A 17,650-nucleotide genomic window follows, 5' to 3' on the forward strand; every position below is an offset into this window, starting at 1 on the left:
TCTTGCACGCAGAATGCAATGATTGGATATATATATGCAAAATAGTACGCTTGTTCCATCCATCACTGGCGATACTTCTTAAAAGTCTGCGCTGCGGACTTCGAAGATTGCGAATTTCAAGTAGTGACCTTCGGTGACGCCCAGAATTTGTGGGTGGTCTTTGCCTGCGGCTTTCCAGTCGATCAGGCGCAGGATTTTACCAGCGTCGCGAGCAGCATCTTGGATCGTTTCGAGAAACAGTTCCGGTTTCATATGGTATGAGCAGCTAGCTGTCACGAGGTAGCCGCCTTCGTTAACGAGCTTCATCCCATGCAAGTTGATGTCTTTGTAGCCGCGTACAGCGCCTTGAACTGCGCTTTTCGTTTTGGCAAATGCCGGTGGATCAAGGATAACGACATCCCAGCTACGTCCGCCGCCTGCTGTCATGGGGACAGAAGTATCTTGCTTGCTATCGACAGCAGCACGATTACGTCGCTCGTCCAGACCTCTGGCGTTGCTGCGCAAATAGTCAAATGCATCGGCTACGACAAACTCCACACGTTCTTCAAATCCATTCAAGCGTACATTTTCCTGTGCACTTTCGATCGCATGAGCGGAGATATCGAGACAGGTTACTTTTTTGGCGCCGTATTTGCACGCATTCAATGTGAAGCTACCCGTATGGGAAAAGCATTCCAGTACCGTTGCGCCATCCCAGTAAGGGAAATCGACAACTTTACCTTTACGATTAACCGGAGCAGTGATGTGTTGTCCGTCCTGTTCCACCTGCTGCATCGTAATACCGCTGCGTTCTCCCCAGCCGAGCATGAGCGGTGCAATCGAAGCACGGTTCTCACGCTGGTCGAAGAAATAGCCTGTTTTCTGACCTTCTTCAATATCTACTTTGATCAGCAGACCGTTTTCCGATACGGTCACATGGCGCGGGCATTCGCCGTACAGCAATCCTTTGACCTCTTCCAATCCTTCCAGCTTGCGCACAGACACATCGCTGCGTTCATAAATGCCTTGCGGCTGCACTACTTCTACTAACGCGTCTACGATCTGTTGACGACGCTGATCCATCCCCAGCGTGAGCAGCTGTACAACGAGTACATCGCCAAACCGATCCACGATCAGACCCGGTAGGAAATCAGCTTCCCCATACACGAGACGATACGCATTTTCTTCCGGTAAAAAGCGTCCCCGATGCTGAAGACACCATGCAAACCGTTTGGCAAAAAATGCCTGATCCATCTCCTCTATCGGTTGTCTGGAAATAGCACGCACTGTAATTTTGGAAGCCGGGTTATAATAACCAGATGCCAGGAATTTACGCTGATGATTCAGCACATGCACAACCTGTCCACCCTGCGGCTCGCCTTCTACGCTGGCGATTTCACTTTCAAAGATCCACGGATGCCCTTGCTCCAACCGTTTTTTTCGTTTTTGATGCAAAATAATATTTGCCAATTCTGTTCACTCCTTTGATAAATTCCTAACAGCAAAACAAAGGATTTCATCCTGCTGCTCCGGCTCTGAACCGGACATGCAAAACGAAATCCTCTGTTCATGCATATCTCAAACTCTATTCGTGCACATCTTATATACATTGTATAGGTTCAACTGTGACACACTGTCATTCCGTTTACTGCGCGATCTTGCTTGGCTCTTGCTCCAAGACGCGCACAAGTTGACCTTGACTTGTATTGACGCCCGGCTCTATCAGCTTCACGCGGCACAGCTTGCCGACCAGCTCTTCCGAACCTTCAAAAGCAATCTGCAAATAGTTATCGCTATATCCAGCAATCATACCATCACCGAATAAACCTTTGTCATTATTTTCTGGAATGATATCCAGCACATGACCGACGAATTTCTCTGCATACGATAACTGCATTTGCTCGGACAGATCGATCAGTTCGTGCACACGAGCATTTTTCACTTCTTCATCCACCTGATCTTCCATACGTGCAGCTGGTGTGCCAGTACGTCTGGAATACGGGAAGACGTGCATTTCAGAAAAGCCGATCGACTTCATCAGCTCATAGCCGTTACGATACATTTCCTCCGTTTCGCCTGGGAAGCCGACAATGACATCGGTAGTAATCGCTACGTCCGGCATCGCTTGACGGATACGGCGGATTTTCTCTGCATATTCAGCAACGGTATATTTACGACGCATCCGTTTCAATACATTGTCGTCGCCTGCTTGCAATGGAATATGAAAATGACGGCACATTTTGGACGAACGATTCAGCACGTCCAGCACGCGGTCGTCAATCTGACTCGCTTCAATCGAACTGATACGAATCCGCTCCAAACCTTCGACTTTATCCAGATCCCACAGCAGATCGGCAAGATCATAATCTTCCAGATCATCGCCATAACCGCCGGTATGGATGCCGGTCAGCACGATTTCTTTGTATCCTGCCGCTACGAGTTGATGTGCTTGCGCAATCACACTGCTTGCAGCACGACTACGGGACAGACCACGCGACCACGGAATAATACAGAAGGTGCAGAAATTGTTGCAGCCCTCCTGAATTTTCAAAAATGCACGCGTATGATTAGCAAAATCCGGTACGTCCAGCTCCTCAAATTCGCGCGTCTTCATAATATTGCGTACCGCATTGATTGGACGCCGCTCTTCTTGCAAGCTACGTACATGATCCATCAGCTTGTCACGATCCTGTGTACCAACGACAAGATCGACGCCTTCAATATCGAGAATCTCCGCCGGAGAGGTTTGTGCGTAGCAACCCGTGACAGCGATCACTGCATCTGGATTACGACGAACAGCACGGCGAATAATCTGACGACTTTTCTTATCGCCGGTATTGGTTACCGTACAGGTGTTAATGACATATACATCAGCCGCTTTTTCTTCAAAATCGACCTGCTCATATCCTTCATTTTTGAACAATTGCCACATGGCTTCGGTATCATAGAAGTTCACTTTACAACCCAGAGTGTAAAACGCTACAGATGGCATCATTACATTCCTCCCATTTCTCCGGTTTCATACATGATACAGGCAAGTGCGGTCATCGCTGCCGTCTCGGTACGCAAAATGCGTCGTCCCAATCCGGTTGATGTCGCTCCTCGCCCTTCGGCTTCCTCCACTTCTTGTTCGGTAAATCCACCTTCCGGTCCGACGACGATCAGCACACGAGCAGACTGTTCCTGTGCTGTGCGTTCGTTCAATTCACGGGCAAATGGCTGCACCACATCGCGAAGCTGGTGTCCATTTTCCTTTTCATAACAAAAACAAATTAGATCGTATGCTTCCAGCGATGCGAGTAGTTGCTTCCACGTCAGCGCGTGTTCGATCTGCGGCACACGGCTACGGTGACTTTGCTCCGCTGCTTCTTTGGCAATCTTGCTCCAGCGCTGCAATCGCTTTTCTTCCTTGCGAGCATCATACTGCACAACAGTACGTTTGGACAAAAATGGCACAAAGGACGCTGCACCCAGCTCGGTGCATTTCTGAATGACTGTCTCCATCTTATCGCCTTTTGGCAAACTTTGCGCAATCGTCACTTGCACGCGGGCTTCCGATAATTGTTCCAATCGCTCTACAATACGTGCCGTTACGATGCCTTCATCCATATTGATTATTTCAGCCAGCACATCCAGTTGCTTGCCATCACAGGCGATGAATTCATCACCTTCCTGCGAACGCATCACCCGAATAATATGCCGGGCATCTTCGCCAGTAATGATGACCTGCTGCTCACTGAATTGCTCTGCCGGTACAAAATATCGCTGCATCCTTCATCCACTTTCTGTATGACATTTTCCTTACTACTAGTATATAATTCTGTACCGCTTGCATTCAAATAGCCCGAATTATGTACCTACAAGCCGGGCATACTAACACAGCAGAACAGGATATCGAAGTGAATCCCTGAATTTCTATCATACAACTTTTAACCAGTGAGGGCTAGGTGTTCAGGATAAATTGTCATTCGCGCGATAAAATAAAAAATGACACTCTTCAGAATGTCATTTGATTAATCTAATCAAGAAATATATTTTATTTTATGAACAATTGATTATTTAGGAATGATCATTTCGCGTTTGTCTACGAATCTCGTCAATGCGAGCGCCGATCACTTTGGCATCATCATCTGAAAGAGGCGCATGAACAGACATCTGCACACTAGTACGCAATGTGCTCCGATTCAGGCTGGACAATGATTGGCTTGAACGACTTTTGTTCGTAAAGGTATTCGGTTGATCATTGGCGTTCATCATTTTTGCTTTTACCCGATTGGACATATTCATCACATCCTTTTCTAGTGTTTATAGTATAGCACAATTAAAGATCTACCTACAGCCGGATCAAGCAGATACCGCGGATGATGATTGACATTGCCGATAAAAGTAGCTCGATATACATTCGTGTAATATTCAATCAATTTGCTTTTCGGTGTCAGTACAACATATCCATCAAATTGACAATCAAAGCTTGTTTTATACGCCTGTGCGAGTAAAATTTTACCTACGTTTATGTATAGTGAACCTCGACGATGGATAGGAGCTTTTTCAACCAAAGCCACTTCTACGAAAAGATTATCAAAGTCTTTTCTGTAAGCAATGCAGCCATGAATATAACCATGTTTATCCACTAATTTGAACGCTTCGAATGAAGAACCTTGTGCCAAATACACCTCCCAATGGAATCCTTCTTCCCAGCCATTTGCTGTAGAAAAAGAATCAGTATCCTCTCTTGTCAAATATTCAAAATGAACATGCAATGTATTTCCGTTCATATCCTCTAATATCCAGGACATCGCTGCGCTCCTTTTTGTCCTACTTTATCATGTATCAAACGTACTATTCGATTTCCTCTATTATAAAACAGCAAAAGTCCCTCTGCCATGATCGAATGAATCGATACGACAGAAGGACTTTTATTTATGCTTTACAATAAACTTAATGACGGATCATGTAATCAAATGCGCCCAGTGCAGCTGTTGCGCCGGAGCCCATTGAGATGATGATCTGCTTATACGCGCTATCTGTGCAATCGCCGGCTGCGAATACGCCGGGAACGCTTGTTGCGCCGTGCTTATCAACAACGATCTCACCCATGCGAGTCAGTTCGAGCGTGTCTTTGAGCCAATCGGTGTTAGGCACCAGACCGATCTGAACGAACACACCTTGCAGCTCTACATGGTGCTCTTCCAGCGTATCGCGGTCGATATAACTAATACCGTTCACTGTATCCGTACCAGTAATTTCTTTTGTTTGCGCATTTTTGACAACCGTTACGTTTGGCAGGCTGTACAGACGCTCCTGCAACACGGAATCGGCTTTCAATTCTGGTGCAAATTCAAGAACGGTTACATGCTTAACGATACCAGCGAGGTCGATTGCAGCTTCAATACCAGAGTTGCCGCCACCAATAACTGCAACGTGTTTGCCTTCAAACAGAGGACCATCACAGTGCGGGCAATAAGCGACACCTTTGTTTTTGAATTCTGCTTCACCCGGTACGCCGATATTGCGCCAGCGTGCGCCCGTAGATAGGATAACGGTTTTACTTTTCAGTACCGCGCCGTTTTCCAGTTCTACTTCAACCAGATCTTTTTTCTCCAGACGTTTTGCACGCAGGGATGGCATAATGTCTACGCCATATTCCTTCACATGCTCTTCCAGACTGGCTGCCAGCTTAGGACCTTCGGTGTACTTCACGCTAATAAAGTTCTCGATCCCAACTGTATCCATCACCTGACCACCAAAGCGTTCAGCTACTAGACCAGTACGAATACCTTTACGTGCTGCGTATACAGCCGCACTGAAACCGGAAGGACCGCCGCCGACTACAAGCACATCGTAGGCTTCTTTTTCAGACAGTTCATCCGCATCTGGACCTGCGCCCAATTTGGACAAAATATCTTGCAAGGACATCCGACCGCTACCAAATGCTTCACCGTTCAGCAGTACGGTTGGTACTGCCATGATGTTTTTGCTATCCACTTCGTGTTTGAATGCGCCGCCCTCGATCATCGTGTGCGTAATGTTCGGGTTGAGCACGCTCAAAATATTCAGTGCCTGCACGACATCTGGACAGTTGTGGCATGTCAGACTAACATACGTTTCAAATGTATAATTGCCCTTCACCGCTTTTGCCTGAGCGATCAGACTGTCATCGACCTTCGGCGCACGACCGCTCACCTGGAGCAGTGCCATCACAAGGGAAGTAAATTCGTGTCCAAGCGGAACACCGGCAAATACAACACCGGTGTCTTCGCCAACACGATTTACGCTAAAGCTTGGCGTGCGTTCCAGCACAGCTGTTTCCACTTTGATGCGCGAAGAAATGGCAGCAAGTTCGTTCAGAAGCTCCAGCGTTTCCTGAGAAACTTTGTCATCGCCAGCGCTAACTTTCAGCACGATGTCGCTTTCCAGAAGTTGAAGGTATTGAGAGAGTTGTGTTTTCATTTCTGCATCTAATACCATGTGCTCATGCTCCTTATCCGTAAATGCTTGATCTCTATTGAAACTTAGATTTTACCAACCAGATCCAGGCTTGGTTTCAGCGTTTCGCCGCCTTCTTTCCATTTAGCAGGGCATACTTCACCTGGGTTGTTACGTACATATTGAGCTGCTTTGATTTTATCAACCAGTGTGCTTGCATCACGGCCGATACCGTCAGCGTTAATTTCTACCGTTTGTACAACACCTTCAGGATCGATGATGAATGTACCGCGTTGTGCCAGACCTTCTTCTTCATCCAGAACGTCGAAGATGCGGGAGATGCGTTGGGAAGGATCACCGATCATAATGTATTCCAGTTTGCTGATAACGTCGGAATGATCGTGCCATGCTTTGTGTGTGAAGTGAGTATCTGTCGATACGGAGTATACTTCTACGCCCAGATCTTTCAGTGTAGCGTATTGATCTTGCAGGTCACCCAGTTCAGTTGGGCAAACAAATGTGAAATCCGCTGGATAGAAGCAAACGATGCTCCATTTGCCTTGGAAGTTTTGCTCGGACACGTCGATGAATTCACCGTTGTGAAATGCTTTTGCGTTGAAAGAATCTACTTTTTTACCGATAAGAGACATAATATAATTCCTCCTATATCCAATGATTTTTTGAATGATGTCATCTGTATTTAGAATAAATACAATCTGAGAATCATTATCATACTTGTTGCAGGGTAATGTCAAGTGATGTGCTACACTTCACTCAATCTTCATTTTAGCATACGATGAACTATATTTTCCTGTCTGTGATTTTCACGATTTTGCCCATTTTCGTATCTATTTTGACTGATAAAAGTTCAATATTTGTTCATATTTGCCCTTTTGCATATAGAGCGTTTACAATACAGCATTTTCCGTTTTCATTTTCACTTCCAATCAATCTTCATGAAGTTCATGAAAAAGCAAAATGCCGATAACAGCGAAAGACACTGTGTATCGGCATTTTGTTAATCGTCAAGATATTAGGATATTTTACATTTAACCTAATTGGATTATCCTATAGAACAATATAGCTTCAATGAACGTTGCGTTGCATCATAGGAGCGACATACTACCTACCGCCAAAAATATACCCAGCAAGTGTATAGAAGCTTTCAGATAATGATCCCGCTAATCCATATAACGGTTGGATCGTGACTGCACGCAGCGGTGGCAGGAATAATAGCAACAAGAAAATCAGCATTGCCCATTGTTCTACTCGTTGCAGCTTGTAACTAATCCGTGGCGGTAACCAATCGGACAGAATGCGATATCCATCGAGCGGTGGCAATGGAATCAGATTGAAAATAAACAGGAAACAGTTCATCAATACCATGTATTGCACAAAAGTAACGATCGCAATATCAATTCGATTATTCGCAAACGAACCGATCACGCCAAAGTAGTTCAGTCCGTAATAAATGATTACAGTCACCAGCGCCAGCAGCAGATTACTCACCGGTCCCGCAGCTGATACGATAATGCCCATCAAGCGCGGGCGGTCGAAGTTGGCACGATTCACCGGCACTGGACGCGCCCAGCCAAAGCCTGCAATCAACAGCAAAACCAAACCAAGCAGATCAACATGTGCTGCCGGATTTAATGTCACTCGCCCTAGCATCTTTGCCGTCGGATCACCAAACTTGTTAGCAAAATATGCATGGGAAAATTCATGCACCGTAAAGCCGATTACTAGTGCCAGCACATAAAACGGCAAAATATTCAGAGGTACAAACAGAATATTGTTCAGAAAATCCATACTTACCTCTTTCTCGCCACAAACGCGATCCAATCTTCATCGCGATGAGCGCCTTCAATCTCGAAGCCAGCTTGCTCCAGCGCTTGATGCACGACTTCTTCTTTATTTTTGTAAATACCGGATGCAATATACACCCCGCCTACAGGCAGCGCTTCATACACATCGTCGATAAATAGCAAAATAATTTCCGCCAAAATATTCGCTACAACTACCTGTACCGGCAGCGTAACGTTGAGCGCATTCTCCGCTGTGTTAGCTTCTGCTTTGAGCACAGACAGCAGATCGCTCTCGTGGACGATAATACGGTCATCTAGACCGTTCAGATGCGTATTCTCACGCGCACTGGATACCGCTACCGGGTCCAGATCAAGCGCTAGTACACTTTTTGCACCAAGCTTGATTGCACCGATTGCCAGAATACCGGAGCCGGTTCCAACGTCGATCACTTCTTCGCCGCCCTTGATCACTGTTTCCAGCGTACGCAGACAGAGCGATGTGGTTGGATGGGTACCTGTTCCGAACGCCATACCCGGGTCCAGTTCGATAATCTGCTCCTGCTCACTCTGTGGCGTATACTCCTCCCATGTCGGCTTGATCGTCAGACGTTCAGACACACGAATCGGTTTAAAATATTGCTTCCACGCATTTGCCCAATCGTCTTCATCCACAGTGCGCACTGAGATCGACGCTTCACCAGCATCGATACCGAACTCCTTCAGCTGCGCAGTACGAGTACCAATCTCAGCTGCAATGGTGTCCATATCGATATCCTCTGAAAAATACCCCTGTACGACTGCCAGACCTTCTGGAATATCGTTCAGTGGCAATTCATACCATTGTCCGTATGAGGTATCACGTTCTTTGTTCAGCGTACCCGATTCTTCAATCGTCACGCCACCTGCGCCTGCTTCATGCAAAAAGTTAGAGATCATCTCCACTGCCTGCTCCGTCGTATGTATCGTCAATTCATGCCATAACATGATTTCATTCCTCCTGATCGTCATCGGACCTGTCACTGCCCGGTTTGCATTACGCTTCATTGTACTACACATTCCTGATTTAATTCAAAATACAAAACAAAGCCATTATTACACATCCAAGTACGTTCACAGTATAAAAGCCCGGTTCCGCGAAAGAACCGGGCTTCTTCTACAATTCCTTTTGTACTTGTGCATCACTGCGACGTATCAATCACCGCGGAACGCGCGTTTCACACGATCAAAGAACGACTGTTCATTTTCATGTGTTTTCTCGCCGCTCAATGAACCGAATTGACGCAGCAGCTCTTTTTGGTCGTCAGTCAACGTACTCGGCGTCACGACCACAACTTTGATATGCTGGTCACCTTGACCAGTACCGCGCAGACGTGGAACGCCTTTGCCTTTCAGACGGAAGTACGTACCTGTCTGTGTACCTGCCGGCACTTTGATTTTTACTTTTTCGGTCAATGTTGGCACTTCGATCTCGTCGCCAAGCGCTGCCTGTGTAAAGGTAAGCGGGATTTCGCAATAAATATCTTCATCTTCCCGTTGGAAGAAATCATGATCTTTTACGCGGAATACGATATACAGATCGCCCGGAGGACCACCTTTCACGCCGCCTTCACCTTCACCATTTACGCGCATTTGCGAACCGTCATCCACACCAGCAGGGATGCGAATATGGATTTTGCGTTGTTTTTTCACACGACCTGCACCGTTACAATTACCGCATTTCTCTTCGATGATTGTACCGGTGCCTCCGCAATTGGAACAACTGCGACGATTCACCATACGTCCGAATGGCGTATTTTGTACTACTTCTTCCTGTCCAGAGCCATGACAGACGGAGCATGTTTTCGGTTCAGTGCCCGGTTTGGCACCACTACCGTTACACACATCGCAATTCTCGGTACGGTTGATGGTAATATCCGTTTCTTTACCAAAAATCGCTTCCTTAAACTCCAATGTCATCGTGTATTGCAGATCGTTACCACGCTGCGGTGCATTCGGGTTACGCTGTCTGCCATTGCCACCAAAGAACATATCAAAAATATCGCCAAAGCCGCCACCGCCAGCCGAGAATCCGCCAAATCCACCTTGGTTCGGATCGATATGACCGTATTGATCATACTGCGACCGTTTGGACGAATCGCTCAGTACGTCGTAAGCTTCTTTGACCTCTTTGAACTTTGTTTCTGCATCCGCCTCTTTGTTGACGTCCGGGTGATACTGGCGCGCCAGCTTGCGGTATGCCTTTTTAATATCATCATCAGAGGCATCTTTGCCTATGCCAAGCACCTCGTAATAATCGCGTTTGTCCGCCATCGGTCCACCTCCACTTCATGATTACACTACACGACATCCAACATCAGGGTTCACTTTCCCCAGATCGGGCATGTAGCTATTCACTGCTGTATTTGTATGAAACGGTGCTGCACTTCATCCAACTGTACACTCATCCGTTCATCGTATGCCACTATGTGTTTATACCATGCGGACATAAAAAATGAAAGTCAAAGCACGGGATGCCCCGGCTTTGACCTTCCCATTCCAAACATGTTTGGATGATTAATCTTTTTTGTCTTCGTCAACAACTTCGTATTCAGCGTCTACGACATTGTCGTTTTTCGGAGCGCCCTGTGCTGCATCACCAGCTGGTTGATCCTGCTGTGCTTGCTCGTACAGTTTCACTGCCAATGCTTGTGCAACAGTGCTCAGCTCTTCGGTAGCTGCTTTGATCGCTTCTACGTCTTCGCCTTCGAGTACGGATTTCAGCTTGTCTTTTGCAGCATTTGCTTTTTCGACTTCGCCTGCATCCGCTTTTTCGCCGAGATCTTTGATTGTTTTTTCCACTTGGTAAATGAGTTGATCACCGCTGTTTTTCACTTCAACCAGCTCTTTACGCTTGCGGTCTTCCTCTGCGTGCAGCTCAGCGTCTTTCATCATTTTCTCAACTTCTTCATCGCTCAGACCACTGGAAGAAGTGATTGTGATTTTTTGACTTTTGTTTGTACCTTTGTCCGTTGCAGATACGTTAACGATACCGTTCGCATCGATGTCAAAAGTAACTTCGATTTGTGGTACACCGCGTGGTGCAGCTGGAATATCGCCCAGCATGAAACGACCCAGTGTTTTGTTGCCTGCTGCCATTTCGCGCTCCCCTTGCAGAACGTGAATCTCAACGCTAGGCTGATTGTCCGCGTAAGTGGAGAACACTTGCGATTTGCTAGTTGGGATCGTTGTGTTGCGATCGATCATTTTGGTGAATACGCCACCTGCTGTCTCGATACCGAGGGACAGTGGAGTTACGTCCAGCAGAACGACGTCTTTTACATCACCAGTCAGTACGCCCGCTTGAACGGCTGCGCCCAGAGCAACTACTTCATCCGGGTTAACGCCTTTGTGTGGGTCTTTGCCAGTCAGTTTTTTGATCGCTTCCTGTACGGCCGGAATACGAGTCGAACCACCGACGAGAACGATTTTGTCGATTTCGTTAGCGCTCAGACCGGAGTCTTTGATCGCTTGACGAGTTGGACCGAGGGTACGCTCTACAAGAGATGCAGTCAGTTCTTCGAATTTGGCACGAGTCAAGTTTACTTCCAAATGCTGAGGTACGCCGTCTGCAACTGTGATGAACGGCAGAGAGATCGTCGTTGTCAGTACGCCAGACAGTTCTTTTTTCGCTTTTTCAGCTGCGTCTTTCAGACGTTGTACCGCTGCTTTATCTTTGCTCAGATCAATACCTTGATCTTTTTTGAATTCACTTACGAGATAGTCAATGATGACTTGGTCAAAGTCGTCACCACCGAGGTGGTTGTCACCGCTTGTTGCTTTTACTTCGAAGAAACCATCGCCCAGTTCCAGGATCGATACGTCGAATGTACCGCCGCCCAGGTCATAAACGAGGATCGTTTGATCTTCGGATTTTTCCAGACCGTATGCCAGCGCTGCTGCTGTCGGCTCGTTGACGATACGCAGAACTTCCAGACCTGCGATTTTACCAGCATCTTTGGTTGCTTGACGCTGACTATCGTTGAAATAAGCGGGAACTGTGATAACAGCTTGTGTTACCGGTTGACCCAAGTATGCTTCTGCATCGGATTTCAGCTTTTGCAGGATCATAGCAGAGATTTCTTGGGAGCTGTAGTTTTTGTCGTCGATGGTTTCTTTGTGATCTGTACCCATATGACGCTTGATGGAACTGATCGTACGATCCGGGTTAGTGATGGATTGACGTTTTGCTGTTTCACCAACGATACGCTCACCATCTTTTTTGAAGCCAACTACGGAAGGGGTTGTACGTGCGCCTTCCGGGTTAGGAATAACGACTGCTTCGCCGCCTTCCATTACTGCTACACATGAATTGGTTGTACCAAGGTCAATACCGATTACTTTACTCATGACTTAAATTTCCTCCCTGTTTTGGAATTGGACTTGTTTTGAGTACTCACTTTGCTGGGTGTTGGCAGACCGCTTCGGGAAGGGATAAGGGAACGGACTTCGGTGGAGCCGCGGGAATCTTTTGGAGTAGTTGGAAATGAAGATTCCCGCAGCTCCAAAGTCGTCCTTTTCCCTTATTCCCTTCCCTACGCTCCGTGCGAACACGAGCATGTGAGTTCAATAACAAGGTCAATTTTAGAAGTTGCTAAGTAGTGGGCTTAGCTGTGAATTTTGGCTGTGCCAAAATTGTATTTATTGGTTCGTAGTACGAGCTTTTAAATATACTTTTAAAAGCATTGAAATATACTTATTCGGCTTACTTGGATTTGATCGTAGGCACAAATAATGTTGTTATTAACCGCTGACTTTGACCATTGCTGGGCGGATGACTTTGTCTTTGAGGATGTAGCCTTTTTGCAGTTCTTCGACGACGGTTCCTTCTTCGTGTTCGTCGGATTCGACCTGCATCACAGCCTGATGGAATTCAGGGTTGAATGGTTGACCTACAGATTCCATTGGTGTCAGACCTGTGTTTTTGAGTACATCAGACAGTTGGCGGAAGATCATGTCTACGCCTTTGCTGAAGGATTCCAGTTCCGGGCTATCCGGTTTGGTTGCCATCGCGCGTTCAAAATTATCGATAACCGGGATCAGTTCGGTAATCAAGCCTGCGGAAGCGTATTTTGCCAGATCTTCTTTTTCCTTTTGTGTACGGCGACGGAAGTTGTCAAAATCAGCTTGTGCGCGCAGCAAACGCTGGGTTTGGTCGTCGGCTTGTGCCTGTACGCGTTCCAGCTCAGCACGGGATACAACTTCTTCGATCGGCGTTTCTGCTGCTTCGGAAGTGTTGTCCTGTTCCGTAGTTTCTGTCGATTCCACGTTTTCCATTGCTTCGGCTTCATTTACCGGCTGTTGTTCCGGATTGTTGTTCTCTTGAAAGGATTGCTCTTTATTCAAGATTGTTCACCTCCTTAAAATAAATACCGGGCTTGAGTCCCATCCGCTATGAGCTTGTACGTTCCTATGAGCGAAAAGGTTCCTGCCTGCTAAAATAACCATTTATGCAGCTTCTGATTCATCCAATCAGCGAATGTTATCTTGTTGTAGAGAGAACAATTAACGATACCACTGCTTCAAAATACGAGTCATATCATGAGACAGCATATTCAATATGCCCATCACGCGTGCATATTCCATCCGCGTCGGTCCCAATATACCGATCGTACCTAGCGATTCGCCATCCAATTCATATGTGGCGGTAATCAGACTGCAATTCTCAAAAGCTTCATGCGCATTCTCGGCACCGATCCGAACCTGAATTCCATTCGGATTGGATGCTTCTGTCATAAGACGAGTTAGCGTCGGTGTTTCTCCCAAAAGATCAAGAATGTTTTTGACTTTGTCCATATCTTTGAATTCTGGTTGGATCAGCATATTGGTTGCACCGCTTAGGAAAATCTTCTGTTCCTGCTCGTGACCAAATGCGCCTTCTAGCGCAGTCATCATATCTTCGTAATGCTCCAGATGACGCTGCATTTCCTCGCCAATTTCGGAGAAGATACGGGTTTTCAGTTTATATAAAGGCACGCCTACCAACCGACTGTTAAGCAGGTTGACCATCTGCTCTAGTTCGGAAGCCGATACATTGTCAGGAATACGGATTTTGCGATTCTCGACCTGTCCGGTGCTTGTCACCAGAATGGCAATCGCATTCTGATCATCCAGCGACAACAGTTGGAAGTGGCGTAAGGAAGTATGGAATACTTCCGGCCCCAGTAAAATAGAAGTATAGTTCGTCACATGCGATAATACCATCGCGGTATGCTGCATCATCTGCTCCGCGGCATTAAGCTTCTCAGTAAAAAAGCGCTTCAGCTCTTTTACCTCGCCCACATTGACTGCCTGAATCGGCGACATGTGATCGACATAATAACGGTATCCTTTATTGGAAGGAATACGTCCAGCGGATGTATGCGGCTGCTCCAAAAATCCCAGTTCTTCCAGATCGGCCATCTCATTGCGAATCGTAGCCGGGCTGTAATTTACATCTCCGCGCTTGGATATGCTGCGGGACCCGACAGGTTCTGCCGAACGAATGTAATCATCCACAATTGCGTTCAGAATCATTTTTTGACGCTCGGTTAACATGAGGTTCCCTCCTCTTGAATGGTGATATGGTAAAACTAGAATACATGCCTGTACATCGAACATTCATTTTTTCGTTAGCACTCAACTTCAATGAGTGCTAACGACTAATACAAAAATACCAAATCGACGACTTTATTGTCAAGTCGGTTTGGTATTTTTGCGATATCTATTTCAGAAAACAAACAAGCCCGACAACAGCAAGGAGATGCACTGTCATCGAGCTTGTTCTGTCATATCGTATAAAGCCGTTATATATAGCGGCTTTTTTCAATGTTTATATATCCAACACTTTCAGTACGGCAATCTCGTCGCAATTGTCCTGCTTCGGACAATGACGGCAATCTGCCCATACCTTTTCCGGGAAAATGCTAGTCTGTACGACTTCAAAACCATTCTTTTTAAAAAACGAAACTTCATACGTAAGCGCCATGACTTTGCGCAAGCCTTTGGCAGCTGCTTGCTCGATCAATGTATCAACCAGACGCGAACCGATGCCATGACCTTTGTGCCCTTCGGAAATACCGAGCGAACGAATCTCGACCAGCTCTGGTCCCAATTTGCATAACGAACCGCAGCCTACTAGCTCACCATCAAGTTCAGCAATAACGAAATGCTCCAATTGACGATGCAACACATCGCGTGAACGTGGCAGCATGATGCCTCGCTCGGCATATCCCGATATTAATTGATAAAGTGCTTCTACATCTGCTGGTACGGCTGCTCTGCAAGTGACGACAGCATGCATGATACGTTCCTCCCCGTTGCGGCGTTGCGGATCTGTCACATGGTATGATCAATGGTCCGTTTACCTACGTTTTATTTTCGTGCGTTTTGTTTTCGCCATTTTAAATGTTCACAGCAATGTTATCTTTTTGTGAAACGAATACGTATAAATATACATCATAGCAAATGAAAATTCAATAGGTTACGCGAAAATGTTTAGAGTTTTTTTGAAGTATATACTATATAAACAAAACCTTGCTATGTCTATGGAAAATCTATATTTGCAATGTTATTTCCTAATGTATTTTTGATTATTTTTCTATCTAGCTGAATAGCAAACTAAATCGAGATGACTGTATTTTATTCATCTTTAAAAGGGAATACGTATACATTACACAGATAAATGAAAATTATTCAGTTCTACGTGTATGTATTAGTATCACTATTTTTTGTCAGTATGAGCAGAGTGATCAATAATATGATTCACAACATAAAAATGTTCTGTTTGGATGGATATTGCGGCTTTGGTATGTGGATATACATCATCCCAATATTGAACTAGCTCGCATCAAAATAAAGAAGGCGCCAACCTTATACGGTCAGCGCCTTCTTTTACCTATTTGTTTACCGCCTACACGGTCTACGTCTGCGTCTGCGTCTACGTCTGCGTCTGCGTCTGCGTCTACGTCTGCGTCTGCGTCTGCGTCTGCGTCTGCGTCTGCGTCTGCGTCTGCGTCTGCGTCTGCGTCTGCGTCTGCGTCTGCGTCTGCGTCTGCGTCTGCGTCTGCGTCTGCGTCTGCGTCTGCGTCTGCGTCTGCGTCTGCGTCTGCGTCTGCGTCTACGCAGTAATTATGCTTAACGGTCAAATCTTTGTCTAGTCCTATTATGTTACGCGTGTTCCTGCACCAGACTGCCTACAAACTCGCCAAATACATCGTTACCGAAGAGCAAGCCTTTTTCACTCAAACGATAGCCATCCTCGGTCGGTTGTAGCAGATCGTTCTTGAGCAGCTTGTCCAATTGCACCCGGAACACATCATCCAGCTGTTCCCCGTTAAATTGACGGGCAAACCGTTCCTTGGACACACCTTCCAGCATGCGTAGACCGACCATCATATAATCTTCCATCGCCTCATCACGATCAATCTCGGACGCATCCAGACGTGGCAAACGCGTCGCAGCAGCGTCATTGTACGGATTTACACCTTTGATGTTAATATGACGCTTGCCATGTACATATCCATGCGCACCAGCACCGAGTCCGTAATAATCCTCATTGCGCCAGTAGGTCATATTATGACGACTACCGTACCCTGGCTTGGCAAAATTACTAATCTCATATTGCTCATAGCCTGCCTGCTTCATCTTATCCATCAGCAGCAAATACATGTTAAGCTCAGATTCCTCATCTGGCAGTGGCAGCTGATTTTTCTGGAACAGGGTGTGGAATAGCGTGTTTTCTTCTACTTTTAAGCTGTAAATCGAGTAGTGCGGCAGATCCAGCTCCAAGGCGCGATCCACACTGTATGACAGCATATCCAGCGTCTGATTCGGCAATCCGAACATCAGGTCGATCGACAGATTGTTCAGACCGACTTTGCGCGCATTTTCCAGACTGCGATATACATCATCTGTATTGTGAATCCGTCCGATGCCAGTCAGCAGTTCATTTTGAAAAGCCTGTACGCCAAAGCTAACACGATTCACGCCGCCTGCTTTCATAATCGCCAGCTTGTCCGCATCCGTTGTACCCGGATTGGCTTCCATCGTGAATTCGATATCCTCCGACCAGTTCGGGAAATGACGGCGCAAACTTTGCAAAAAGTATTCCATTTCATCATTTTTCAGGACAGTTGGTGTACCTCCACCGACAAAGATCGTATCGATCACGCCCGGTGGTGTCTGTTGTACCGTATATTCCATCTCACGATCCAAAGCCCGCAAATAATCCATCACTGGCTGATCTTTTAGAACGTAAGAATTAAAGTCACAGTAAAAGCACTTATTGGTGCAGAACGGAATGTGCACATATATTGCACGGGGCGCGTCTGTATGGGTTGCTGTATTCATGACCGGTTTCCTCCCCGTCAGTCTATTGTAAACCCGGCAATCGTACCGGGGACTGTTCATTATTAGATGGATTG

15 protein-coding genes are annotated in these 17,650 nt (G+C 46.3%); all 15 read right to left on the reverse strand.

All coding sequences use genetic code 11. The features are described 5' to 3' along the window. Nucleotides 1-78: 78 nt before the first annotated feature. Complete coding sequence (locus ACDE64_RS16600; protein WP_411347551.1) at nt 79-1,449, reverse strand: class I SAM-dependent rRNA methyltransferase; 1,371 nt, start codon at nt 1,447-1,449, stop codon at nt 79-81. A 175-nt stretch (nt 1,450-1,624) separates the two neighbouring features. Beyond that, the gene (mtaB, locus tag ACDE64_RS16605; protein WP_411350323.1) at nt 1,625-2,971 is read right to left on the reverse strand and encodes a tRNA (N(6)-L-threonylcarbamoyladenosine(37)-C(2))-methylthiotransferase MtaB; all 1,347 of its coding nucleotides are present in this window, start codon (nt 2,969-2,971) and stop codon (nt 1,625-1,627) included. 2 nt (nt 2,972-2,973) lie between these two features. Next, a complete protein-coding gene (locus ACDE64_RS16610; protein ID WP_411347552.1) occupies nt 2,974-3,750 on the reverse strand; it encodes a 16S rRNA (uracil(1498)-N(3))-methyltransferase in 777 nt (258 codons plus the stop codon). Nucleotides 3,751-4,038: 288 nt separating this feature from the next. Further along, on the reverse strand, nt 4,039-4,260 hold the full coding sequence (locus ACDE64_RS16615) for a hypothetical protein (RefSeq protein ID WP_411347553.1): 222 nt from the start codon (nt 4,258-4,260) through the stop codon (nt 4,039-4,041). A gap of 17 nt (nt 4,261-4,277) precedes the next feature. Then, entirely contained in the window at nt 4,278-4,775 is a 498-nt protein-coding gene (locus ACDE64_RS16620) for a hypothetical protein (protein ID WP_411347554.1), read from the reverse strand. A 142-nt stretch (nt 4,776-4,917) separates the two neighbouring features. Further along, nucleotides 4,918-6,447, reverse strand: a complete 1,530-nt coding sequence (gene ahpF, locus ACDE64_RS16625; protein ID WP_411347555.1) for an alkyl hydroperoxide reductase subunit F — start codon at nt 6,445-6,447, stop codon at nt 4,918-4,920. Between the two features lie 44 nt (nt 6,448-6,491). Further along, entirely contained in the window at nt 6,492-7,055 is a 564-nt protein-coding gene (ahpC, locus tag ACDE64_RS16630; RefSeq protein ID WP_411343223.1) for an alkyl hydroperoxide reductase subunit C, read from the reverse strand. Nucleotides 7,056-7,527: 472 nt separating this feature from the next. Further along, nucleotides 7,528-8,214 carry a site-2 protease family protein gene (locus ACDE64_RS16635; RefSeq protein WP_411347556.1) on the reverse strand — a complete coding sequence of 229 codons (687 nt, stop codon included), beginning with the start codon at nt 8,212-8,214 and terminating at the stop codon, nt 7,528-7,530. A 2-nt stretch (nt 8,215-8,216) separates the two neighbouring features. Further along, a complete protein-coding gene (gene prmA, locus ACDE64_RS16640; protein WP_411347558.1) occupies nt 8,217-9,194 on the reverse strand; it encodes a 50S ribosomal protein L11 methyltransferase in 978 nt (325 codons plus the stop codon). A 207-nt stretch (nt 9,195-9,401) separates the two neighbouring features. After that, complete coding sequence (gene dnaJ / locus ACDE64_RS16645) at nt 9,402-10,520, reverse strand: molecular chaperone DnaJ (RefSeq protein ID WP_411347559.1); 1,119 nt, start codon at nt 10,518-10,520, stop codon at nt 9,402-9,404. 243 nt (nt 10,521-10,763) lie between these two features. Further along, nucleotides 10,764-12,596, reverse strand: coding sequence for a molecular chaperone DnaK (gene dnaK / locus ACDE64_RS16650; protein WP_411343227.1), 1,833 nt, complete (start codon nt 12,594-12,596; stop codon nt 10,764-10,766). A 393-nt stretch (nt 12,597-12,989) separates the two neighbouring features. After that, on the reverse strand, nt 12,990-13,592 hold the full coding sequence (grpE, locus tag ACDE64_RS16655; protein WP_411347560.1) for a nucleotide exchange factor GrpE: 603 nt from the start codon (nt 13,590-13,592) through the stop codon (nt 12,990-12,992). Nucleotides 13,593-13,751: 159 nt separating this feature from the next. Continuing rightward, nucleotides 13,752-14,783, reverse strand: coding sequence for a heat-inducible transcriptional repressor HrcA (gene hrcA / locus ACDE64_RS16660; protein ID WP_411343229.1), 1,032 nt, complete (start codon nt 14,781-14,783; stop codon nt 13,752-13,754). 274 nt (nt 14,784-15,057) lie between these two features. After that, a complete protein-coding gene (locus ACDE64_RS16665; RefSeq protein WP_411343230.1) occupies nt 15,058-15,528 on the reverse strand; it encodes an N-acetyltransferase in 471 nt (156 codons plus the stop codon). 866 nt (nt 15,529-16,394) lie between these two features. Next, nucleotides 16,395-17,576 (reverse strand): radical SAM family heme chaperone HemW, encoded by a 1,182-nt coding sequence (gene hemW, locus ACDE64_RS16670; RefSeq protein ID WP_411347561.1) that lies wholly within the window; start codon nt 17,574-17,576, stop codon nt 16,395-16,397. Nucleotides 17,577-17,650: the final 74 nt, after the last annotated feature.

The organism is Paenibacillus sp. WLX2291, from assembly GCF_046603665.1.
Taxonomy (GTDB): domain Bacteria; phylum Bacillota; class Bacilli; order Paenibacillales; family Paenibacillaceae; genus Saccharibacillus.